The 21,495-nt window shown below is 44.5% G+C and carries 23 protein-coding genes and 1 other annotated feature; of the genes, 20 read left to right on the top strand and 3 right to left on the bottom strand.

The genetic code is table 11. The features are described from left to right. Positions 1–8: 8 nt before the first annotated feature. The gene (locus NSS67_RS29445; protein ID WP_339317315.1) at positions 9–965 is read right to left on the bottom strand and encodes a DNA ligase; all 957 of its coding nucleotides are present in this window, start codon (positions 963–965) and stop codon (positions 9–11) included. Positions 966–977: 12 nt separating this feature from the next. Then, the gene (locus tag NSS67_RS29440) at positions 978–1,949 is read right to left on the bottom strand and encodes a Ku protein (RefSeq protein WP_339317314.1); all 972 of its coding nucleotides are present in this window, start codon (positions 1,947–1,949) and stop codon (positions 978–980) included. A 140-nt stretch (positions 1,950–2,089) separates the two neighbouring features. On the opposite strand from NSS67_RS29440, the gene NSS67_RS29435 reads away from it, so the two are divergent. From NSS67_RS29435 to NSS67_RS29405, 7 genes are all read left to right on the top strand, one after another. Continuing rightward, positions 2,090–2,260 carry a hypothetical protein gene (locus tag NSS67_RS29435; protein ID WP_339317313.1) on the top strand — a complete coding sequence of 57 codons (171 nt, stop codon included), beginning with the start codon at positions 2,090–2,092 and terminating at the stop codon, positions 2,258–2,260. Positions 2,261–2,291: 31 nt separating this feature from the next. Further along, positions 2,292–2,477: an H-type small acid-soluble spore protein gene (locus NSS67_RS29430; protein WP_042131867.1), complete on the top strand. Its 186-nt coding sequence runs from the start codon at positions 2,292–2,294 to the stop codon at positions 2,475–2,477. Positions 2,478–2,710: 233 nt separating this feature from the next. Continuing rightward, positions 2,711–3,172, top strand: coding sequence for a tRNA (adenosine(37)-N6)-threonylcarbamoyltransferase complex ATPase subunit type 1 TsaE (gene tsaE, locus NSS67_RS29425; RefSeq protein ID WP_339320739.1), 462 nt, complete (start codon positions 2,711–2,713; stop codon positions 3,170–3,172). A 5-nt stretch (positions 3,173–3,177) separates the two neighbouring features. Beyond that, entirely contained in the window at positions 3,178–4,008 is an 831-nt protein-coding gene (gene tsaB, locus NSS67_RS29420; RefSeq protein WP_339317312.1) for a tRNA (adenosine(37)-N6)-threonylcarbamoyltransferase complex dimerization subunit type 1 TsaB, read from the top strand. Further along, a complete protein-coding gene (gene rimI, locus NSS67_RS29415; RefSeq protein ID WP_339317311.1) occupies positions 4,008–4,532 on the top strand; it encodes a ribosomal protein S18-alanine N-acetyltransferase in 525 nt (174 codons plus the stop codon). The genes tsaB and rimI overlap by 1 nt, the downstream gene beginning before the upstream one ends. Next, positions 4,529–5,578 carry a tRNA (adenosine(37)-N6)-threonylcarbamoyltransferase complex transferase subunit TsaD gene (tsaD, locus tag NSS67_RS29410; RefSeq protein ID WP_339317309.1) on the top strand — a complete coding sequence of 350 codons (1,050 nt, stop codon included), beginning with the start codon at positions 4,529–4,531 and terminating at the stop codon, positions 5,576–5,578. The genes rimI and tsaD overlap by 4 nt, the downstream gene beginning before the upstream one ends. Positions 5,579–5,971: 393 nt before the next feature. Next, positions 5,972–6,249 (top strand) — a binding site (T-box leader). Between the two features lie 216 nt (positions 6,250–6,465). Further along, on the top strand, positions 6,466–8,001 hold the full coding sequence (locus tag NSS67_RS29405; protein ID WP_339317308.1) for a 2-isopropylmalate synthase: 1,536 nt from the start codon (positions 6,466–6,468) through the stop codon (positions 7,999–8,001). 490 nt (positions 8,002–8,491) lie between these two features. Here the strand turns inward: NSS67_RS29405 and NSS67_RS29400 are convergent, their stop codons facing one another. After that, the gene (locus NSS67_RS29400; RefSeq protein ID WP_339317306.1) at positions 8,492–10,432 is read right to left on the bottom strand and encodes an ABC-F family ATP-binding cassette domain-containing protein; all 1,941 of its coding nucleotides are present in this window, start codon (positions 10,430–10,432) and stop codon (positions 8,492–8,494) included. A gap of 244 nt (positions 10,433–10,676) precedes the next feature. On the opposite strand from NSS67_RS29400, the gene NSS67_RS29395 reads away from it, so the two are divergent. The 13 genes from NSS67_RS29395 to NSS67_RS29335 all read left to right on the top strand — a co-directional run bounded on the left by NSS67_RS29395 (position 10,677) and on the right by NSS67_RS29335 (position 21,494). Next, a complete protein-coding gene (locus NSS67_RS29395; protein ID WP_339317305.1) occupies positions 10,677–11,312 on the top strand; it encodes a 5-formyltetrahydrofolate cyclo-ligase in 636 nt (211 codons plus the stop codon). A 3-nt stretch (positions 11,313–11,315) separates the two neighbouring features. Beyond that, on the top strand, positions 11,316–11,789 hold the full coding sequence (gene moaC / locus NSS67_RS29390) for a cyclic pyranopterin monophosphate synthase MoaC (RefSeq protein ID WP_339317304.1): 474 nt from the start codon (positions 11,316–11,318) through the stop codon (positions 11,787–11,789). 78 nt (positions 11,790–11,867) lie between these two features. After that, a complete protein-coding gene (locus NSS67_RS29385) occupies positions 11,868–12,353 on the top strand; it encodes a MogA/MoaB family molybdenum cofactor biosynthesis protein (protein ID WP_020429419.1) in 486 nt (161 codons plus the stop codon). Positions 12,354–12,490: 137 nt separating this feature from the next. Beyond that, positions 12,491–12,733 carry a twin-arginine translocase TatA/TatE family subunit gene (locus tag NSS67_RS29380; RefSeq protein ID WP_042124532.1) on the top strand — a complete coding sequence of 81 codons (243 nt, stop codon included), beginning with the start codon at positions 12,491–12,493 and terminating at the stop codon, positions 12,731–12,733. A 240-nt stretch (positions 12,734–12,973) separates the two neighbouring features. Continuing rightward, complete coding sequence (tatC, locus tag NSS67_RS29375) at positions 12,974–13,741, top strand: twin-arginine translocase subunit TatC (RefSeq protein WP_339317303.1); 768 nt, start codon at positions 12,974–12,976, stop codon at positions 13,739–13,741. Positions 13,742–14,202: 461 nt separating this feature from the next. Further along, positions 14,203–14,484: a co-chaperone GroES gene (gene groES / locus NSS67_RS29370; protein WP_036676506.1), complete on the top strand. Its 282-nt coding sequence runs from the start codon at positions 14,203–14,205 to the stop codon at positions 14,482–14,484. 77 nt (positions 14,485–14,561) lie between these two features. Further along, on the top strand, positions 14,562–16,190 hold the full coding sequence (groL, locus tag NSS67_RS29365) for a chaperonin GroEL (RefSeq protein ID WP_339317302.1): 1,629 nt from the start codon (positions 14,562–14,564) through the stop codon (positions 16,188–16,190). A gap of 439 nt (positions 16,191–16,629) precedes the next feature. Then, on the top strand, positions 16,630–16,887 hold the full coding sequence (locus NSS67_RS29360) for a hypothetical protein (RefSeq protein ID WP_339317301.1): 258 nt from the start codon (positions 16,630–16,632) through the stop codon (positions 16,885–16,887). 60 nt (positions 16,888–16,947) lie between these two features. Further along, positions 16,948–18,339 (top strand): radical SAM protein, encoded by a 1,392-nt coding sequence (locus NSS67_RS29355; RefSeq protein WP_339317300.1) that lies wholly within the window; start codon positions 16,948–16,950, stop codon positions 18,337–18,339. Continuing rightward, complete coding sequence (locus tag NSS67_RS29350) at positions 18,336–19,433, top strand: radical SAM protein (protein ID WP_339317299.1); 1,098 nt, start codon at positions 18,336–18,338, stop codon at positions 19,431–19,433. The genes NSS67_RS29355 and NSS67_RS29350 overlap by 4 nt, the downstream gene beginning before the upstream one ends. Next, the gene (locus NSS67_RS29345) at positions 19,409–20,182 is read left to right on the top strand and encodes an ABC transporter ATP-binding protein (RefSeq protein WP_339317298.1); all 774 of its coding nucleotides are present in this window, start codon (positions 19,409–19,411) and stop codon (positions 20,180–20,182) included. Before NSS67_RS29350 ends, NSS67_RS29345 begins: the two co-directional genes overlap by 25 nt. Continuing rightward, on the top strand, positions 20,179–20,805 hold the full coding sequence (locus NSS67_RS29340; RefSeq protein WP_339317297.1) for a hypothetical protein: 627 nt from the start codon (positions 20,179–20,181) through the stop codon (positions 20,803–20,805). Before NSS67_RS29345 ends, NSS67_RS29340 begins: the two co-directional genes overlap by 4 nt. After that, a complete protein-coding gene (locus NSS67_RS29335) occupies positions 20,802–21,494 on the top strand; it encodes a hypothetical protein (protein ID WP_339317296.1) in 693 nt (230 codons plus the stop codon). Before NSS67_RS29340 ends, NSS67_RS29335 begins: the two co-directional genes overlap by 4 nt. Position 21,495 lies beyond the last annotated feature (1 nt).

Raw genomic sequence — 21,495 nt, 5'->3', positions numbered from 1 at the left:
CCTTTCTGTTATACGAATGGGGATTTTTGTTCCAGCGTGCAGGACTCTGGAGGAAGATCAACCCTAGCTTGAGTAACGGGCTGGCGTAGAGTGCCTGAGGTATTCCATTCCAGAAAATGAACTTTGAAGACGAGCTCCGGCTTTATCCAAAAGGCATCCTTACTCCTCTGAGGAAGAGCTGTAAAGGGCGTTCTGTCTACGCCGATACTGTGCACCTCAGCAGTTAAATCGCGTTTATCCTGTACAGTCAATTTTCCTGGACCGGCATGTCCGATATAATGTAAATTCCCTTTAACATCATATAGACCAAGAAGCAGCGCGTTGACGATACCGTCACGGAACGTTACACCCCCGGCGACTGCCGTTATATCGGAGATGATTTTTCGTTTCTGCCAACGTTTATCTTTTCCACCCGGAGCATAAGTACTGTTGATGTCCTTGCAGATAATTCCCTCCAAGCTCTGACTCTGAGCGGCGGCGAACAATTCTGCCGGATCGGTATAACTTGGCACAGCTTGGACGTGGGGATGCGGCAGCAGAATATCGCTTAGCAGCTGCTGCCGCGTGAATAAAGGCTGGTCTATCGTCGATTGGCCATTATAGAACAGGATATCAAAAATCATATAAATGACAGGAACCTGATGCCTTACGACGGAAATAGTGGAACCGTTCTTTAAGCTGTCCCGTCGCATGACCTCGTGAAATGAGGGTTTGCCGTCCTTGAGTGCGATAATCTCACCATCAAGAATAACGGAGTCAGCCTTGCAGTAAGCAGATACATCAGTAAGCTCAGGGTATTGCGCTGTGCGGTAATTTCCACGTCTGTTAATAAGCTCACTGGAGTTCCCATCGGAATATGACAGCATGCGGACACCGTCCCATTTAATCTGGGCGAGCCACTGGCTTCCTATTGGTAGCTGATCAGCTAATATTGGTTCAAAAGGAGTTATGGGCTGAAGCTTCATCAGCGGAGCCTCCTAAGATATGGTTGTTTTACTTTTGGTGCTGCGACGTTTCGGTTTTGGCGTGATGACCGGAATCGGTCCTGAAGCAGCCTCATTCGGCTGTTCGGAAGGTTCAGCCGCAGCTTTGGTTTTGGATGATTTTCTCTTTGTAGTAGAAGCTGCTTTGGACTTAGTTTTCGTGGTGCCGCTTAATGACGGACCAGGATCTGTAGGGATGTGCTGTACAGCCTGAATACTGGCCTGCAGAGCAGCCATCAGATCAATCACGTTGTTTTCCTGTTTGGCAGGAGCGACATGAAATTCCTCGCCTGCAATCTTATGTGAGATTAGATCAAGCATACGCTGGCGATAATCATCGGTATATTTTGCCGGATCAAAGGGGGTGGATAGCTGAGATATTAGCAGTTTAGCCATATCCAGCTCTTTATCGTTTACCACTCCTGCTTCGGGGAGACCGGGTACTTGTGAAATCGGCCGCACTTCATCAGGATAGAAAATGGTCTCAATAGCAAGACAATCCTCCAGCACACGAATAGCAGCAAGACTACTTTTGGAACGAATCGAAATTTTGGCGATGCCAATTTTGCCTGTTTGTCTCATGGCCTCCATCAGAAGCCGATAAGCATTTGAGCCTGCCTGATCCGGGGATAAGTAATAGGTTTTTTGAAAATAAATCGGATCGATCTCCGTCAAATCAACAAAGTCGAGAATGGTAATGCTCTTACTGCTTTCGTCGGTTAATTGATCCAACTCCTCTTTATCGAAGAGAACAAACTTCCCCTTTTCATACTCGTAACCCTTACCGATCTCCTCCCAAGCCACCTCTTTGTCACACACCGGACATTTGCGAACATATGACAGTGGGCTGCCACATTCCTTATGGATATAACGCAGAGAAATGTCTTTATCCTCTGTAGCGGAGAACATTTTAACCGGAACATGCACTAGCCCGAAGCTGATGGCCCCTTTCCAAACGGTATGCATGAGAAACGCCTCCTGATCTAAGTTAGTCTGCTTTGGGTTAGTATGAGGCACGAGATGCTTTTCTAGCCTAGCGCATTATTTGTGAAGCTTGGGAAAAAATAAACTCAGGCTTGTGAAGCTGAGGAGGAGAATACTAAGTCATGGAACCGCGTGGAAACGACTGGAGTGATGCTCTAAGCGAGCAGGATATTCCAGCGACAGTTGTGGATTGGGACAGCATTATTGCTTCGCCGGAGACTAGTCAGGTCTCGGACTCGGAGAAGCTTGATGCGGAATCAACCCTCGAAGAAACATCACCATTAGAATCGTGAAATTTAGGGAAAATAAAGGAGGATAACAGTTGTGGACGTAAAGCGGGCACAGGATATTTATGCTTCTAAAGAAACGGTAAGTGTACATTTGGACGGGGAACCTGTATGGATTGAGCATGTGGATGCGCAGAATGGTATGGCTACGGTTCAAGTGGGCTCACGCCCAACCAATACGCATACAGTAGGTGTAGAACGGCTAGAAGAGCAAGAGCATTAAGAGGAGCTAGGTCGAAGAATTGGGGTAGCTAAATCATTGTTTAATAAAAGAGACTTTTTATGCTTAAGTTTGCGTAAAAGTCTCTTTTTCTATTTTTTGGAAGGGTAGTATGAAAGAATGAGTAGGGACAGTTGTTGCGGTGGATGGAGCATACCGATATAATTAAAAGTAATGGTTTTCGGCAGGTATATTTTAAAAGGTGGTAGTTGTAGTTGGACAAAACAGACGAAACGGTGTTCACTTACCGTTCTTACAGCCTGCAGGATACGGAGCAACTCGCAAGCTCAATAGCTGCTGCTTCAACTCCAGGAATGGTTATCGGTTTGGATGGCGATCTAGGTGCAGGAAAAACGGCATTCTCGCAAGGCTACGCTCGGCATCTTGGAGTAAAGGGGATCGTAAATAGTCCTACTTTTACAATTATAAAAGAGTACGAGGGGCGTCTACCGCTATATCATATGGATGTATATCGGATTTCGCTTCAGGAAGCGGACGAGCTTGGACTAGATGAGTATTTTTACGGGCAAGGTGTTTGCTTGGTGGAATGGAGCAGTATTATTACGGATTTAATGCCGCCGCGGCATATGCACATATATATGGAAACAGTCGGACCAGAGGAAAGAATCATTACGGTGACCGGAATCGGGGAGCCTTACGGTGAGCTGTGCCGAGGGCTGATCCAGAAGTGGGGTTAAGGAAGATGACGAATCAGAATACAGAGCCGCGTAAGCGGCTTTTAGCGCTGGATACATCAACTGCAGTATTAGGCGTGGCAGTTACAGAGAATGGAGAACTACTGCATGAAATTAATGCTTCCGGAGAACGGAATCATTCGGTGCATTTGCTGCCGATTATAGAGCAGGCGTTGCAAGCTACGGGAACTACTGCTGCTATGCTGGGTGGGATTTCTGTTGGTGTCGGTCCTGGATCTTATACAGGCACACGAATCGCGGTTACCGCTGCTAAGACGCTGGCGTGGGCATGGAATGTCCCAGTAGCCGGTATTTCGAGTCTACATGCAGTGGCGTGGGGTGGTTATCAAACAGCGGTTAACAATAAGGCAATAGAAGAGTCGGGACAAGCTACCGAGAATAGTGCCTACGGACCTGACTGGATCATTCCACTAATGGATGCACGTCGGGGACAGGTGTATACAGGACTATTCGCCGCTGAGGGAAATAGTGCTCCTAGCCGTCTTGAACCTGATGCCATCCGCCTGATGGCAGACTGGGTGGAGTACTTAGCTGAACGTTTAGAACAGGCGTCAGTGGAGGGCAAAAAACCTGCTGTTCTATGGTTTGTCGGAGAGACTAATGTGCATGGCAGTGAGGAATCGCTTCGTCCACTGATGGAACTCGTCACTGCTATAGCCGTTCCTTACGAGATGGAAGGCCGCTGGACAGGATTTCTTGGAGAAGCCCGGCTTCAGGTAGAGCATGATGATCTCCATAGTTTGATCCCTAACTATACTCAGATTTCAGAAGCGGAGGCCAATCTGCGGTTAAGCAGAGAAGGGGGCTTAAATAAATAATGACGGAAGCAGAAGCCATGAGAGCTCAGGAGACTGAACTTGTTTTTCGTTTGATGAAGCTGGAAGATATTCCTGACATTCTTATCATTGAGCGGGAAGCCTTCACGATGCCTTGGACGGAGGAAGCTTTTCGAAACGAGCTGACACATAATCATTTTGCAAAATATATGGTGATGGAACTGGCAGGTCGTATTATCGGCTATGCCGGTATGTGGGCTATCGTGGATGAGGCGCATGTGACGAATATAGCCTTGCTCGAAGCCTATCGGGGACGTAAATGGGGCGAGCGCCTGCTGGAAGAGCTTATGAAGACGGCATCTTATGTGGGCATGAAATCCATTACGCTTGAGGTACGGGTATCGAACGAGGTAGCACAGAATTTATATCGTAAAAAAGGCTTTCGTTCTGCCGGCACACGCAAAGGATATTATTCCGATAATCGTGAGGATGCGCTCATTATGTGGGCGGATCTGCCAGAGAATGAGGAGCATGGCAATATGGAAGGAAGCGTGGACTTGAAATGAAGACAGAAACGGGCACAGCTCAGCCTGTACTAATACTTGCTATTGAGACGAGTTGTGATGAAACGTCGGTGGCCGTGGTCAAGAATGGCTCTGAAGTATTATCCAATATCATCTCAAGTCAGATAGAGACACATCGTGCCTTCGGCGGCGTGGTACCAGAAGTAGCCTCACGTAAGCACGTGGAAGTGATTACGCTGGTTATAGAGGAAGCACTAGCTACAGCAGGGGTTACACCAGAACAATTGTCGGCGGTGGCGGTTACGCAAGGTCCAGGCTTGGTGGGTGCTTTACTTGTAGGGGTAGTAGCTGCTAAGAGTCTTGCTCTCGCATGGGGGAAGCCGTTAATCGGCACACATCATATTGCAGGACATATTTATGCTAACCGTCTAGTGGCGGAGTTGCAGTATCCTTGTATGACATTAGTGGTGTCAGGTGGACATACTGAACTGGTTCATATGGAGCGAGAGGGTGAGTTCCGAATTATCGGACGTACCCGTGATGATGCTGTAGGTGAAGCTTATGATAAAGTGGCTCGGGCACTAGGATTCCCTTATCCCGGCGGACCTCATGTGGATCGTCTGGCACGTGAAGCGACTGAAGTTGTACCCTTGCCACGAGTATGGCTGGAGCCGGATTCTTATGATTTCAGCTTCAGTGGCTTGAAGTCGGCTGTGCTGAATGTTGTGAATCAGAGTAAAATGAAAGGTCTTACGCCGGATGTGGCAGGCATCGCCCGTGGGTTTCAAGAATCAGTGGTTGAGGTACTGGTGGAAAAGGCGGTACGTGCTGTTAAAGCTACTAGCTCCAAGCAGTTATTGTTATGTGGGGGTGTAGCTGCTAATGCTGGGCTGCGCTCGGCATTGATTTCGCGCTGTGAAGCAGAGGGTATTGAGCTTATTATTCCACCTCCGGTATATTGCACGGATAATGCAGCTATGATCGGAGCTGCTGCCTATGTGAAGTGGCAGCATGACGGTGGTACGCCGCTGGATATGGTTGCTGACCCTGGTTTCTCACTGGAACAATGGTCTGTATCCGCCTATTGACATCTTTTGGATCAAGCGGGTATAATCAGTTCAATTCAATTATACAAGGAAACGCGATGAGCGGAAGTAGTAAGGATACTCTGGGATAAGAGAGCTGCGGGTGGGTGCGACGCAGTCGAAGGGGACCTGAACTCGTCTGGGAGCGGAACGGTGGAAGCATTACCGGCAATTGTCGCCGGAACGTTCGTACACCGTCTACGGGTAACCTCCGTGATAGGGTGGTCGAGTACGTAACATACTTGACCGTTGAGTGGATGTTCAAGTGGAGCGGCTGTATTTAGCCGGTACAGAACATCAACAAGAGTGGTACCGCGAAGGTTAACAGCCTGTCGTCTCTTGAATGAGATGGCAGGCTTTTTTGTATGGATTTTAGAGTAGTGATTAAATTATATACTACACGCTATGAACGGGAGTAGTAGAGAACGATGGTGAACAGAGAGCTGCGGGTTGGTGCGACGCAGTCACCGGATGTCTTGAATCTCGCCCGGGAGCGGAGCGGCGGAAGAAGAGTATGCTGCCTACGGTTGTCCCCGTTATCGGACCTTTTCGGATATCTTGACATGATTAGGATCTCCGGAAAGAAGAGCTGGACGCAGCTTAATGGCTTGATTATTACTAGCCTATGCGTCAAAAAGAGTGGTACCGCGGAGGGGTAACCCGCCGTCTCTTTATTAAGAGACGGCGGGTTTTTGCGTTCTTGCAGTGATGAGCTGATGACTTCATAGGACGCCATGAATGGACGCTCCAAACAGGAGAGGTTCATTCGAATGACTAGCTGCCGGCAGCAGTGGGTGGGATATTGCAGAACCACAAGTCGACGTGTGGCTCTGCGCTGAAGAAGAAGATGTGTAAGAAATCTAATAAGAGGAAAACTAGGAGGAATTCAGATGATTATTCCAGTAAAGAAACGTATACAAATTTTCGATACGACACTGCGAGATGGTGAACAGGCTCCGGGTGCAAGTCTGACCCCAGAGCAAAAAATACTGCTGGCCTATAAGCTCGCTGATTTGGGCGTTGATGTGATGGAACCTGGATTTCCGATATCGAGCCCTGGTGATTTTGCAGCAGTACAGACGATTTCGCGTAAGGTGCGAAATGTGGAAATTTGCGGTTTTGCACGGGCGGTTAAAGGTGATATCGACGCAGCAGTTCGGGCAACTCAAGATGCTGAACGCCGGCGGATCCACCTGTTCATCTCCTCTTCTGATATTCATTTGCAGCATCAATTGCGTATGAGCAGAGCTGAAGTTGTAGCCAAAGCCCGCGAGATGACGGCTTATGCACGTCAATTCTCTGATGTAGTTGAATTCACAGCTATGGATGCAGCGCGGACAGGGATCGATGATCTGATCGAAATGGTTGAAGCCGTTATAGAGGAAGGAGCTTCTATTATCAATCTGCCGGATACGGTCGGATACGCATTGCCACATGAATACGGGGAGATGTTCCGCCGAGTACGGCAGGGAGCAAGACGCGGCGACACGGTAAGCTATAGTGCCCACTGTCATAACGATTTGGGGCTGGCTGTAGCTAACAGCCTAGCAGCGATTGCAGGAGGAGCGACTCAGATAGAAGTGACTGTTAATGGAGTGGGTGAGCGTACAGGGAACTGTGCACTGGAGGAACTTGTAATGGCACTCGAAACAAGAGGAGATGCTATTGGGGCAGAAACAGGGATCGTACTGGATAAATTGTATGATACTTCGCGCCTGATTAGCGGAGCGATGCATTTTCCAATCGCCTATAACAAACCAGTCGTCGGAAGGAATGCCTTCCAGCATGAGTCAGGGATTCACCAGGATGGTTTGCTGAAGGATCGCAGCACCTATGAGATTATGGACCCAGAACGCCTGGGCATTCCGCGCAGCATGATCATTCTGGGCAAGCACTCTGGCAGGCATGCGCTGAAGGACCGGGCTGCGAAGTATGGGATCACTTTAGAGCCATTAGAGCTGGATGCACTGTATGAATCCTTTAAAGAGACCGCTGATCGTCAAAAGGTTGTCAGTGATGACCAACTGCTGCAAATGGTGAGCAGTACAACTGGACAGCAGGCTCAGGTTTATGAACTCGGCGAGGTTCAGGTGTTGGCAGGCAGTGCCCAGCGCCGGGTAGCTGCGGTTACGGTTCACCACTTGAAGTCTGGGCAGGAGACCTCTCATACGAGCACTGGGGATGGCCCGCTTGAGGCCATCATCGCCGCTATTGGGCAAGGAATATCAGAAGACATCGATTTTGCGGGGCTCGAGCTGCATTCACTCGGAAGTGGAGAGAACGCCCAAGCGGAGGCGGCTGTGATGGTAGAGTGGGAAGGTCTTAAATTTAGAGGCACAGCTACGCATCAAGATATTATCATGGCGGCAGGGATTGCCTATATTGCAGCCTGTAACGCTGCACTACTCTCTACGCAGATCGTTTGATATATGACGTGCCCGCTGTCTGATTAGGAGATAGCGGGTTCTTTTTTTCGTATTAGAAAGTATATATTTGGGGCCCCCGCAAAGTACCTGAGTACGCATCGAAGCAAAGCCCCACTTTGTGGGGATTTTTTATCATAATATGAAGGGTTTTTGGAGCTCTTACGTCTTTTGTCAAGTTGTGGACAACGTTATCCACATATTCTGTCTGTGTTGTGTAAAAAGTGCGTAAAATCAGCAATGTCGGCACTTTTTAAAATGGCCTTATAACCATTTTTGTTAGCAATGAAACCTTGTGGGAATTGTGGATAATGTGGATAATTCGGTGGATAATAATTCCTGTAATTCGAAAATACCGATTTAACGCATAAAAAAAGCCCCTCAGGGGCTTTTTTAGTAGGGAGTTATACACGAAACCTGTGCATAGTGCTGTGGATAACTGTTTATGAACAAATCGGGAACTGTGAAAAAATATTTATGAAGTGGATTTACATTATTCGTCAGCAAGGATTTCCCATTCGTTAAATAAATCGGTAAGTTGAGTTTTTTTGTTCTTCAGGTCCTCTTCATGACCTTGAAGTGCTAAATAATCCTGATAAACTTCAGGTTTAGTCATCTCATTCTCTATAAAAGCGATAGATTCTTCTAACGAGGCAATCCCCTCCTCGAGCTCAGTGATACGGCGCTTACGGTTCCGCTCTTCGCGCTTGGCCTGCTTGTCTGCTTCGAAGGAGGAAACAGCGTTTTTTTCAGGAACTGCAGCATCTTTATTGACATTTTTGGAGGCCAATTCAGCAGCATCTTTCGCGATCTCTTCTAATTCTCGTTTCTTCTCGATATAGTCATCGTAGTTGCCGAGGTATTGGTCGATCCCCTCAGGATGAAGCTCCAACACCCGTTCAGCCATTTTATTGAGGAAATAACGGTCATGCGAAATGAAGAGCAATGTGCCTTCGAAATCAATTAATGCTGATTCTAGAACCTCACGGCTGACCAAATCCAAATGGTTGGTTGGCTCATCGAGAATGAGCATATTAGCGCCGCGCAGCATGAGCTTCGATAATGCAACTCGGGCTTTTTCTCCGCCGCTCAGCGCAGAAATTTTCTTAAGAACATCTTCACCGCTGAATAGGAAGTTGCCAAGGATCGTACGGATTCTGGCTTCCTCGATCATTGGATATTCACTCCATAGTTCTTCCATTACTGTATTCTTTGGATTGAGGCGGGTCTGTTCCTGGTCATAATAAGCGACCTTTACTTTAGTACCCCAATTAACGGTTCCAGCAGATGGCTCACGGGTTCCGGTCATACACTGCAGTAATGTGGATTTACCGATACCATTAGGTCCGATGAGTGCAGCGGTTTCTCCCCGGCGCAGTTCAAAAGAAGCGTCCTTGAACAAAGGTGGGCCTTCATTAAAGGCAACCGCTACATTACGAACTTGCAGCACTTCTTTACCAGACATGAAGTCTGGCTCGAAGGAGAAGTTGGCTTTCTTCAGATCTCCCATCGGTCGATCGATACGATCCATCTTCTCAAGCGCTTTGCGTCTACTCTGCGCGCGTTTCGTGGTAGATGCCCGCACAATGTTTTTCTGAACGAAATCTTCCATCCTAGAAATTTCATCCTGCTGTTTCTCATATTGCTTCATCCGTGCTTCATATTCGGCAGCCTTCAAATCTACATACCGACTGTAATTACCAGTATAACGGCGAGATTGATGGCGTTCGATCTCTACAATAGTAGTCACAAGCCGATCCAGGAAATAACGGTCATGAGATACGACCAGAATTCCGCCAGCATAACTGCGAAGATAATCCTCAAGCCAGGTCAATGTTTCGATATCCAGATGGTTAGTAGGCTCATCCAGCATTAGAAGATCGGGAGCCTGAAGCAAAATGCGGGCTAATGCGAGTCGAGTCTTCTGGCCGCCACTGAGTGTGGAGATGGGTGTGTCCGGTGCGAACTCGCCGAAGCCCATACCGTGCAGGACACTGCGGACTCGTGTATTCATTTCATAACCACCGTGATCCTTGAACCAATCTGATCGCCGGGCATATCGTTCGAGCAATTCATCGTACCGTTTTGGATCTTCTGCCAGCTTAGGATCAGCAATGCTGACTTCCAGCTCTCTTAGCTCAGCTTCGGCTTCGATCAACGGTGCGAAAACTGCCATCATTTCTTCATGAATGGTTTTGTCGGATTGAAGTCCGCTATTTTGGGCTAAGTACCCGATTGTAGTTTCTTTTGATTTATGAATTTGACCGCTGTCATAGGACATTTCACCGGCAAGGATTTGCAGAAAAGTTGATTTTCCGGCACCATTAACACCTACGAGCCCGACGCGTTCTTTTTCATTCACCTGAAGGCTTATGCCGTCTAGTACGTTCTGTATACCATATGATTTTGTAATTCCTGTCGCTTGAAGAAGCATAACGATGAAACCTCCACCCTTGCATATTTCGCCTTGGCATTTATACCTCAGCCGTATGAACAACTTATTCTATAGTTTACATGAAAAGCGTTTCCCAAGCGAGAGCTCGATATATCGGAAAAGGGGAATAACGACCTAGCCCGGAAACACAGTCCTATCCACCTTGGCGAACCGGGGAGAAGAGTGGTAAACTGGATTTACAAACAAGGATGAGCTTGGGATAAAACTAGGGAGGTGGCCGACGATGTCAAGCAAGGAGTCGGTGATCTCCAAAGTAAAGCAAGAACTAAGAGCAGAGAAGACCATCGCCAGAAACGAGCTGTCTTCGGACCAGAGAAGGGAACTGTCTTTTCTGGTCTGCAAGCATGCGTCAGAGTGGCTGGAGACGAAGGACATAGCCTCACTAATGGCCTATGTATCTTTCCGTTCTGAACTCGATACCAAAGCGCTTCTTACACAGGCTTGGAAGGACCAGCGTCGGGTGCTGCTGCCGCGTGTCATTCCGGCAAGCGGTGCAATGAGTGTCCATAGGGTGAACGCATGGAGCGAGCTTGAGCCGGGGGCGTATGGTATCCATGAACCTATTGTATCCGGCAGAGATTCACAAGAGATTGAAGCTGTTACACTACCAGATGTTGTGTTTGTTCCGGGACTGGCTTTTGATCTTCAGGGTGGTCGGCTTGGTTACGGCCGAGGTTATTATGATCGACTACGTGCGTCATGGGAGAAGGAAGAGTACACCGCTGCGAAGCCCCCTGTTTGGATCGGGTTAGCCTATGACATGCAGCTGGTTCCGAAGGTGCCCATGGATGAGCATGATGCCTTTATGGACATGCTGATTACTGAAAATGGCATTGTACACTGCCGAAAAGGAGAGTGAGCCGTGGAATTGACCCATTTTAACGAGCAGGGAAGAGCTCGAATGGTGGATGTGAGCGAAAAGGAGATTACGAAGCGGACAGCTGTCGCGCGGAGTAAGATCAAGATGGCCGCTGTGACACTTAGCGCCATCAAGGGGGGCAAGATCAGTAAGGGAGACGTACTTGCCGTTGCACAGATTGCTGGTATCATGGCAGCCAAGAAGACGTCTGACTGGATTCCGATGTGTCATCCACTCCCACTTACCGGTATTGATATCAGCTTCTCCGATAACAGCAAAGATGAACTTTATATAGAAGCAACAGTCCATACTACCGGAAAGACCGGAGTTGAAATGGAGGCCTTGACCGCTGTTTCCGCCTCAGCACTCACGGTGTACGACATGTGCAAGGCTATTCAGAAGGATATGATTATCGGACCAACGCTCTTAGTGTCTAAAAGCGGGGGCAAGAATGGGGATTACGCGCTTGAACAATGATGAGTGCTAATGTTCGATGCGCTGAAGTAAATGGGCTGCACTGTACAGCCAATATACATAGAGAGGGAGGATAAACCTATGGCGTGGAAAACAGCAATCCTAACGGCCAGCGATAAAGGGGCCAGGGGCGAACGGGAAGACACGAGCGCCCAGGTTATTCGGGAGCTGGTGGAAGAGGAGCTTGGGGGCGAGATCGTTGAATATCGAATCGTGCCCGATGAACAAGATGAGATTATCGCAGCTTTAATAGAACTGACAGATTATTTTCAGGCAGATCTGGTATTGACTACTGGAGGTACGGATTTAGCGATACGCGATGTAACTCCGGAGGCTACACGGCGTGTAATCGAACGGGAAGTGCCAGGACTTTCAGAAGCGATGCGAAGTACGGTGATGCAAAAAAACCGAGCGGTGATGCTTTTCCGCGGGATATGCGGCATTCGCGGACGCACGTTGATTGTCAATTTACCGGGCACACCGAAGGGTGTTCATGAGAATTTGGCCGCCATTATGGATCAACTACCGGAAGCGTTACTCATGGTAACCGGCCAATACCGCCAATAGCATTGTCATATTCTTGTCACGTCACAATGATAAACTATTTATAGAAGATAGTGGATGTAACTGTGATATAAGTTATGGTATTATTAGATTATCGTAAACGATACCATGATCGGATAGACGGACAAGGAGGAATAATAATGTTTAGTGGAATTGGTACTCCTGGTATTATTTTGTTGGTTATACTGGCACTGCTCCTCTTTGGCCCGAATAAACTGCCAGAGTTAGGCCGCGCAGTTGGACGAACCTTTCGTGAATTTAAGGAAGGCGCACGTGAAATCATCGGTGATACTGATCCGGTGAAGAAGAGCGAAGCTCCTGTGCCGACGGCCCCGCAGACGGTCGCTGCAGATATTCCTCAGGACAAACGCCTGCCGGAATAATAAAAGGTTTAACAATGGGGCAATCTCTCAAGTCTAATAGACTTAGGAGACGCCCCTTTTTCAAATCTAAGAAAGTATAAGTTTCACACAATACTTTATCCTTATACTTCTCGCTTAAACGCTTACCGTTCTTATTAGGATGCCGAAGGCGTTTATGCTTGTTTGCTTTCAGCGGAAACGGGCGCAACTTTACACAAAGTCGCTGCAACGTTTCTACTCTTGTCATGGGATGGTGTCCGGATGTCTCTCAAATCGGAAGAAATGTCGGTGGTGGATCATCTCACCGAGCTGCGTAAACGGATTATTTATGTGCTGATTGTATTTGTTCTGGGATTGGTAGGGGGGCTGTTCTGTGCCAAGCCTATCTACGATTATTTAATTAGTACAGACCTAGCTCAAGGCTTTGTTCTACATGCGTTCTCATTCTGGGATGGTATCGGAATGTATATGAAGATCGCGATGGCGGTTTCGCTAGTGATTTCGATCCCTTTTATTGCTTATCAGCTGTGGGCGTTTATTAGTCCGGGCCTTCAGCCAGAAGAGCGTACTGCGACACTTCGTTATGTTCCTTATGTTTTTGTTCTATTTCTAATTGGTCTTTCTTTTGCTTATTATATTGTATTTCCAATGGCGCTATCATTCACAATTTCTATCACTCGGAGTATGGGGCTGGAAGAGACCTACGGGATTGCTCAGTATTTCAACTTCATGTTCAGTCTGGTGCTACCCCTGGCGTTGTTGTTTGAGCTCCCGTTACTGGTGATGTTTCTGACCAAATTAAGAGTTCTTAACCCAATACGCTTGCGTAAGATGCGCCGATATGCCTATTTTACGCTTATCTTTATCGCTGTAGTTATTACTCCTCCGGATTTTATCTCAGACTTTCTGGTGACGATTCCACTGCTAGTGTTATATGAGTTCAGTGTATTCTTGTCTGCCTTTGTCTATCGCAAGCAGCTTGCTGCGGATGCGGCGCGTGAAGCTCAGTACACCAAGAGTGAGGATTGATGATAAGAGGGCTGTCACTACGTAGATTTTTTCTACCCAAGAGGCAGTTCTTTTTGGTTTAAAGCCCCGCTAAAATTATTACATATTTCGTCTTTTTGAAAAGTCTTGGCGTAGGTGGTACAGTTGTAATGACTGGAAAACATACGCATATTTTCACAACCTGTGGATAGAATGTTATAGAGTGTGCGCTAGGACAACCAGTGAAACGTATTTTTTACGAAAACAAATGCGAATTTGTGTAAAAGGACTTGAAATCCGGGCTCAAGTTGAGTATCATAAAAATTGTTGTTAGCACTACACACTGTCGAGTGCTAACGCTTATGAAAAATATGAGATGGACGAGAAACTTGCAGCGTCCAATTGATATTTTTCATGAACAACAGAGAATTGAAGTTTGACCGGCAAGTTCTAAACTATGTTTTGAAGCAAAATAACATAATTTTAAAGGAGGCTATTTTTTCATGATCAAACCTTTAGGTGAACGCGTATTGGTGCTACCGAGCGAGCAGGAGGAAACCACTTCATTCGGGATTGTACTTCCGGACTCCTCGAAAGAAAAGCCACAAGAAGGAACTATTATCGCAGTAGGTAGCGGAGCTTTGAAAGATGGAGTACGTGTAGCGCTGGAAGTTAAAGAAGGCGACCGTGTTCTTTTCTCTAAATATGCAGGAACAGAAATCAAATACGAAGGTAAAGAGTATTTGATTATGAAAGAAAGCGACATTCACGCGATTCTTGACTAAGCGAGAGTCGATCATAAATTAAATTTAAACTTCTTACAGAACGTGATATACAAAAACTTTTAGGAGGTAATTACACAATGGCTAAAGAAATTAAATTTAGTGAAGAAGCACGTCGCTCTATGTTGCGCGGTGTAGATGCTTTGGCAAATGCGGTAAAAGTTACACTTGGACCAAAAGGTCGCAACGTGGTGCTTGAGAAGAAATTTGGTAGCCCGCTGATCACTAACGATGGTGTAACTATCGCCAAAGAAATCGAACTTGAAGATGCATTCGAGAACATGGGTGCTCAACTGGTTAAAGAAGTTGCTACTAAGACTAACGATGTAGCTGGTGACGGTACTACAACTGCAACGGTTCTTGCGCAAGCTATGATCCGTGAAGGTCTGAAGAACGTAACTGCAGGCGCTAACCCAATGGTTATTCGCAAAGGGATCGACAAAGCGGTTCGTGCAGCGGTTGAAGAATTGCAAAAAATCGCTAAGCCAATCGAAGATTCCCAAGCTATCGCTCAAGTAGCTGCTATCTCTGCTGCTGACGAAGAAGTAGGTCAATTGATTGCTGAAGCTATGGAAAAAGTAGGTAAAGACGGTGTTATCACAGTTGAAGAATCCCGTGGATTCGCTACTGAACTTGAAGTAGTAGAAGGTATGCAGTTCGACCGCGGTTACATTTCCCCGTACATGATTACAGATACGGACAAAATGGAAGCTGTTCTGGAGAACCCATACATCTTGATCACTGATAAAAAAATCAGCAGTACTCAAGAAATCCTTCCTTTGCTTGAAAAAATCGTTCAACAAGCTAGACCGCTTGTAATTATCGCTGAAGATATCGAAGGCGAAGCACAAGCTATGCTGATCGTGAACAAACTGCGTGGAACATTCAACGCTGTTGCTGTTAAAGCTCCTGGCTTTGGCGACCGCCGCGAAGCTATGCTGCAAGATATCGCTGCCCTGACTGGTGGCCAAGTGATCACTGAGAAGCTCGGTCTTGATCTGAAGAGCACTTCCATTGAACAATTGGGTAACGCACGTCAAGTACGCGTAACTAAAGAAAACACAACAATCGTAGACGGAAGCGGCGACAAAGCGGACATCAATGCTCGCGTAAGCCAAATTCGTGCTCAACTGGAAGAAACAACTTCCGAGTTCGACAAAGAGAAATTGCAAGAGCGTTTGGCTAAATTGGCTGGCGGCGTAGCCGTTGTCAAAGTTGGCGCTGCAACTGAAACTGAATTGAAAGAGCGCAAACTTCGCATCGAAGACGCCCTGAACGCAACTCGCGCTGCGGTTGAAGAAGGTATCGTTTCCGGTGGTGGTACAGCTCTTGTGAACGTATATAATGCTGTTGCTGCTGTAGATGTAACTGGCGACGAGAAAACAGGCGTTAACATCGTGCTTCGCGCGTTGGAAGAGCCAGTTCGTACCATTGCAGCTAACGCTGGTCAAGAAGGTTCCGTTATCGTGGATCGCTTGAAAAAAGAAGCTATCGGCATCGGCTACAACGCTGCTACTGGCGAGTGGGTAAACATGTTTGAAGCGGGTATCGTTGACCCTGCTAAAGTAACACGTTCCGCGCTTCAAAATGCTGCATCCGTAGCGGCTATGTTCTTGACTACTGAAGCAGTAATTGCTGACAAGCCAGAACCAGAAAAGGCTGGAATGCCTGATATGGGCGGCATGGGTGGAATGGGCGGCATGATGTAATAAGGGCTCATAGCCCTTAAGCATCAAGGCTATCCTGCAAGGTATACAAAAGAAGAGAAGAGCCTTCCCTAAGTTCAGTAAACTTGGGGGAGGTTCTTATTTGTATCTGGTGGAAGAAGGAGGACTCCACCTGACTAATAGTCTAGGGAAGTTCAAATGATATTAAACCTGCTTCATTGCGAACTTAATAGTTATAAAAAAGAGGCCAGAAGAAGATATTTCTTTAATGGCCTCTTTTTTTACACCCTTATTTCTCGTATTTAAAATCGAGTTAATAAATGGAATTAATTTCTTTCATATATAATATTTATGATAATTATGAAGAAAATCACATATAAACTCTTGTTTATATGTAATATTATGGATGTTATACATATTTCAGAGTATAAAAGGAGGGATCAATCTGATTCTGACTTAAAAGAAGGGAGGTGGACAGTCAATGTATTCAGATGAATTTTTCTCAGTTTCTGATTTGGGAGAAGAGTTCCATATTGGAGACAAAGAAGAAATCGCCGCTTGCGTGGCTTGCTTGGGCTGTGCTGCTTGTGCAGCATGTTTAGGCTGCGCAATTTGTCTTGCATGTGTTATCTTTGGTCCTGCAACGGCAATTGTTACTCTTGCAGCAGCGGGTGAAGTTACTACGGTCGCAACAGGCGCAAGTGCTGCTGCTGCGGTTGCAATCGGTGTGAATTCATAAAATTACTGGGGAGGAGAAAAAGTACTCTTTTCCTCCCCGTTTTTTAGAAGGAGGATGGCTATGAAGGGTATTAGCTTTGAGAGTAGACGGAAAAATAAATATTTCTATGATAATGAGACTGGACAGATTGTGTGTACTGAAAATGATCCAGGATTAGAGGTTATAAAAAAGAAATTCAATATCCAATCTACGCAAAAAATAAAAGCTATTGTTATCTCAGATTTGGAGCAGTATTTGTACACAGAGGGAAATGGATTCAAACAATTAATATTGGAGGTTTCTTCAGCTTGTAATTTAAGATGCAAATATTGCATATATTCGGAACACTATCCGTACACGCGTGATCACGGAACAAGTCGGATGTCATGGGAGATCGCCAAAGAATCTGTTGATTTCTATTATAGTAATTTCAAAAAAATATTCGAACGTAATCCTATGAGGAAATCGATCATCAGTTTTTATGGTGGGGAGCCTTTAACAAATCTGCCTCTGCTCAAGAGAGTTGTTAATTATATCAATGAGATGTACAGCGAATATGAAGTTCTTTATAATATCACCACCAATGGTCTTTTATTGACATCGGATATTCAAAAATTCCTGTATGATAACCACTTTTCAGTCCTTATCAGTTTGGATGGGTATCCTGAGAATCATAATCGCAATAGGGTGGATGTGAACGGAGGAGACACGGCTCATATTATTCTTCGGCATATCAACGAATATAAGGATTCATTTCCAGACGCCAGTTTGTCGATTGCTACATGTTTTGATTACAAAACAGATTTTGAGAAACTCGCTAACTTTTTTGATGATAATGAACTATCTGTTATTCATACAGGCCAGGTTCAAGCTCAAAACAGCACCTATTATTCACAATTCACCGATACGGATGAAGTTGAATTTTTTGAGAAATACAATAAGTTAAAAGAGACTTTCTTTGAGAAGGCTATTTCAAATGATATTGATAAAAACAAGTTTCTGTATAGATTTTTTGGCAGTATCTATGCAACGCTGGCTTTCCATCCAATGATAAGAGAGGCTTCCCCGCTAATCAGGCCCTTTACAGGAACTTGTGTGCCCGGAGAGAAACTTTACGTAACTACAGAAGGTAATTTTCAGATCTGCGAAAAGATTAATAGTGCTTACGAAATTGGCAGTATCCGAGAAGGATTGGATCTCAATCGCATTGTAAAAGTGCTTAATGATTACAATGAAAATATTTGTAAAAATTGCGAAAAGTGCCCTATATCCAGATTGTGTAATTTATGCTTTAAAAATTTTGAAACAGAGAATGGATTTGAACGAAATCATAAGGTATGCCTTCAGCAACGAAATACGATGAAGAGTTTGCTAACTGATTTTGTGAGCATGTTGGAGGAAAATCCGAAGCTATTTGAGGAAGTAACTACTGACTATTTCAAATCTATGAGTGAAGTAGGGGAGTGTATATGACCTATTTTAAGCTAAAACCAGAAGTTTATTTAGTACTTGGAAAAACAAAATCCACGTTACATAACTTGGTGGAAGAAAAATTGCTATGGATCGATAACCGGTTAGGCAACAGTATCCGAAAAGCAGAAAGTGGAGAATCTCTCTCTGATCAGGAGTTTAAAATGCTGAATGTCTTTTTTAAAAAATACGAATGGGGTATGTTCACTGATTATCCGGTCTTCATAGATAAATTCAGATCTATAAATGTATACAATGAGAAAAAAATGCATAAAAACACACCTTTTATTGAAACGGCAACGCTTCAGCTGACAAATGAGTGTAACTTAAATTGCAGCTTTTGTGGAGAGATGTTCTGTCCGAGCTGCAGAGTCATAGAAGGGCAAGCCCCAGCTCTCAGCTTGGACGAGTGGAAATTGGCGGTGGATAAATTAGAAGGTTATGGGGTTAAGACTATCTTACTCACAGGTGGTGAAGCAGTAACTAGTCCATATTTTCAAGATATAAAAGAGTATATTAACGGGAAAAATATTTCTCTCTCCATTCATACGAACGGCATAGGACACATTGAAGGTTTAGCTGAAGACAATCATATTATTATTTCTTTATTTAATCCGAAGGAATTAGCTAATATTGTGAAGATGTACAAAAAAAATAAAATGGTTTCTATCATACTCTATGATCTCCAAAATAAAGAAAAACCAAAAGTAATACCTGAGTCTTGGCAGGTGATCTTCTCAAAAACTAAGTCTATTCCTGTGACCAACAAAAGTATGGTGAATGTAGATTTCGATGCCTTCTTTTCCAGAAAATTAGGGAATAACTGTCTTGATAAAAAAATATTAGTAGCATATGATGGCTCTATATACCCCTGTATGGAATTAAAAAACAAACTTGGTAATTTAAGAGATAACGAATTCCATATGGCTTTGCAGAAATTGATGGCTCATTACTGGAAAAAAGGAGTGGACCAAAACCAAAATAAATGTAAAGAATGTGAATTCCGTTATGCATGTAACGCCTGCTCTTATTTCAATACAGAGAGTTGCCAATATGATTTGGAGGAAGGAAAATGGATATCGTCATTCACGAATTAAGCAAGAGTTTTGGGACATCTGAAGTCCTGCATAACATAAATTTAACAGTAAAAAAAGGTGAAGTTTATGGGTTGATTGGACCTAATGGGGCAGGGAAAACGACGCTGACCAGGACAATTCTTGATGTCTACAGACCCACAAGCGGAACAGTTACAGTTAACGGAGTTTCCAGCATCGACCCCACATTCAATGAAATAAGAAGTAGAATTGGTTGTGTGCTCGATCAGTTAGGATTGTATAAAAGTTTGACGGCCTGGGAGAATATAGAACTATTTCACCGTGTGTTTTTTCCGCAAGCACCCCGGCAGCAAAGGACCGAAGAAATTGATGAATGCATTAAAATGGTCGATTTGGAGCCGCACAAGAATAGCAAAATCACCTACTTCTCCAGAGGTATGAGGCAGCGGTTAGCTTTAGCTAGGGCATTTATCGGGAAACCGCATTTACTTATATTGGATGAGCCTACCAGAGGATTAGATGTTGAAGGGAACTATATGCTCCGCAAGTACATTCAAGCGATGAAAAGCAAGGGGATGACAGTATTAATTAATTCCCATCATTTAAGTGAACTAAAAAAAGTGTGTGATGTATATGGATTTATAAAGAACGGATCAATAATTGAAGAAGGGACATATGACGAGCTAGCGGCCAAATATCTTCCAAAAGATCATGAACAAGCAGATATGGAGATGTTATATCGCTATATTTTTAAGATTGAAGAAATGACTGAAATGTTGGAGTCGGTATGAATATAATTCAAAATCCGTTCATGTGGCTTTCACTTGCAATGTTAAAAAAAAAATGGCTTACCTTCGTATTTTTTGCCAGTATCATGGTCAGTATTTCTCAGAATCAATTGTATATGAACCCAGTTCTTTTGATACCCTATTTTTCTTTTATCAGTATATTAAAAATGTTTGGAGCGGACTATTTAAGCGGGCATGAAGAGGGATTGCTAACCCTAGGATTTACTTTTGATACATTGCTTACGAGAATAGTGCAAGCTATTATAGTGTGCTCAATATTCGTAAGTGCAGTTATCTCTACTATTTCAATAATTGTGATGCACATCACTGGTCAAGAGTTTGTACTGCATATCTGGGATTTTTTGTTTATTGGAGGTTTATATCTATCGTTATTTGCTCTAGGAAGATTTATTGGGATGAGAACGCTACTACTGAAACGAAATAGCAATGTCGGCAACTACTTGATTGAAATAGGTTACGTTGTTCTAGTTGTTGTAATGAAAATGCTGCTTCCAACAGGGTATTCTTTAACTGTTTTTGTGCTGGGAACTCTTCTTGCATGTTATCTTTTGCAGCGTTACTTAATGCAGAACAACTGGAAGAGGTTTCTTGAAAGGAGTGTATGAATTCGATGACTGCTCTGATGTGGAAAAAATTCAAAGAAATACGTGAAAGTAAAATAAGATTGTTTATTATTTTAATTTTTCCGTTGGTTTATTTTATTTTATTGACGGGATTTTCTGTGCCTCGCCCAATTATAGTAGCTTATTTCTCACTGGCTTGTATGTTGATCGGTAATCTGGCGCATTGGAATATTGAAGATTTGGTACATAGCGAGACGCTATTGACCACACCGCTGACCCCCTTTAAAATCTGGTTCACGAATTGTTTAATGGTTACGGCTTCCGGATTTATTTGTGCTCAAATTTATCTGGTGATTATATCCTTGGGCTTTTTCGTTTTATGGAAAGAAGTTTATATAAGCAATGTGTATCTTTATTTGGATAATTTGATTCTCTCTTTTCTGGGATTCTCACTTATAGCCACAGCGTCAGTGCATCATATTGATTTCTCCAAATCCAAGCAGTATTTAACGAGTATCTTCAGCTTATTTAATTTTATTTTTCCATTCACACCTTTTCTATTAGCGGCTTACTTTCCAACGGATATGCAGACAATGATCTTAGTATTCATCGCTAGCGTTCTATTGTTGGGATTTGTTTTGTTCGTCGCAGTCAAATCAAAAAGGGAAAAGCTTGTGCTTAATATTCAGAAACTTTCTGAAGCGTATGAAATTAAATTGCTCAACGATTGAA

Source organism: Paenibacillus sp. FSL R10-2734, from assembly GCF_037963865.1.
Classification (GTDB): domain Bacteria; phylum Bacillota; class Bacilli; order Paenibacillales; family Paenibacillaceae; genus Paenibacillus_AQ.
This window is presented reverse-complemented; position numbering and strand designations above follow the sequence as displayed.

What these genes read in the sequence shown, in the direction of transcription:
- NSS67_RS29445 (WP_339317315.1), bottom strand. Translation starts at nt 965, where the DNA reads ATGAAGCTTCAGCCCATAACTCCTTTTGAACCAATATTAGCTGATCAG.
- NSS67_RS29440 (WP_339317314.1), bottom strand. Translation starts at nt 1,949, where the DNA reads ATGCATACCGTTTGGAAAGGGGCCATCAGCTTCGGGCTAGTGCATGTT.
- NSS67_RS29435 (WP_339317313.1), top strand. Translation starts at nt 2,090, where the DNA reads ATGGAACCGCGTGGAAACGACTGGAGTGATGCTCTAAGCGAGCAGGAT.
- tsaB (WP_339317312.1), top strand. Translation starts at nt 3,178, where the DNA reads ATGACGAATCAGAATACAGAGCCGCGTAAGCGGCTTTTAGCGCTGGAT.
- rimI (WP_339317311.1), top strand. Translation starts at nt 4,008, where the DNA reads ATGACGGAAGCAGAAGCCATGAGAGCTCAGGAGACTGAACTTGTTTTT.
- tsaD (WP_339317309.1), top strand. Translation starts at nt 4,529, where the DNA reads ATGAAGACAGAAACGGGCACAGCTCAGCCTGTACTAATACTTGCTATT.
- NSS67_RS29405 (WP_339317308.1), top strand. Translation starts at nt 6,466, where the DNA reads ATGATTATTCCAGTAAAGAAACGTATACAAATTTTCGATACGACACTG.
- NSS67_RS29400 (WP_339317306.1), bottom strand. Translation starts at nt 10,432, where the DNA reads ATGCTTCTTCAAGCGACAGGAATTACAAAATCATATGGTATACAGAAC.
- NSS67_RS29395 (WP_339317305.1), top strand. Translation starts at nt 10,677, where the DNA reads ATGTCAAGCAAGGAGTCGGTGATCTCCAAAGTAAAGCAAGAACTAAGA.
- NSS67_RS29385 (WP_020429419.1), top strand. Translation starts at nt 11,868, where the DNA reads ATGGCGTGGAAAACAGCAATCCTAACGGCCAGCGATAAAGGGGCCAGG.
- NSS67_RS29380 (WP_042124532.1), top strand. Translation starts at nt 12,491, where the DNA reads ATGTTTAGTGGAATTGGTACTCCTGGTATTATTTTGTTGGTTATACTG.
- tatC (WP_339317303.1), top strand. Translation starts at nt 12,974, where the DNA reads ATGTCTCTCAAATCGGAAGAAATGTCGGTGGTGGATCATCTCACCGAG.
- groES (WP_036676506.1), top strand. Translation starts at nt 14,203, where the DNA reads ATGATCAAACCTTTAGGTGAACGCGTATTGGTGCTACCGAGCGAGCAG.
- groL (WP_339317302.1), top strand. Translation starts at nt 14,562, where the DNA reads ATGGCTAAAGAAATTAAATTTAGTGAAGAAGCACGTCGCTCTATGTTG.
- NSS67_RS29360 (WP_339317301.1), top strand. Translation starts at nt 16,630, where the DNA reads ATGTATTCAGATGAATTTTTCTCAGTTTCTGATTTGGGAGAAGAGTTC.
- NSS67_RS29355 (WP_339317300.1), top strand. Translation starts at nt 16,948, where the DNA reads ATGAAGGGTATTAGCTTTGAGAGTAGACGGAAAAATAAATATTTCTAT.
- NSS67_RS29350 (WP_339317299.1), top strand. Translation starts at nt 18,336, where the DNA reads ATGACCTATTTTAAGCTAAAACCAGAAGTTTATTTAGTACTTGGAAAA.
- NSS67_RS29345 (WP_339317298.1), top strand. Translation starts at nt 19,409, where the DNA reads ATGGATATCGTCATTCACGAATTAAGCAAGAGTTTTGGGACATCTGAA.
- NSS67_RS29340 (WP_339317297.1), top strand. Translation starts at nt 20,179, where the DNA reads ATGAATATAATTCAAAATCCGTTCATGTGGCTTTCACTTGCAATGTTA.
- NSS67_RS29335 (WP_339317296.1), top strand. Translation starts at nt 20,802, where the DNA reads ATGAATTCGATGACTGCTCTGATGTGGAAAAAATTCAAAGAAATACGT.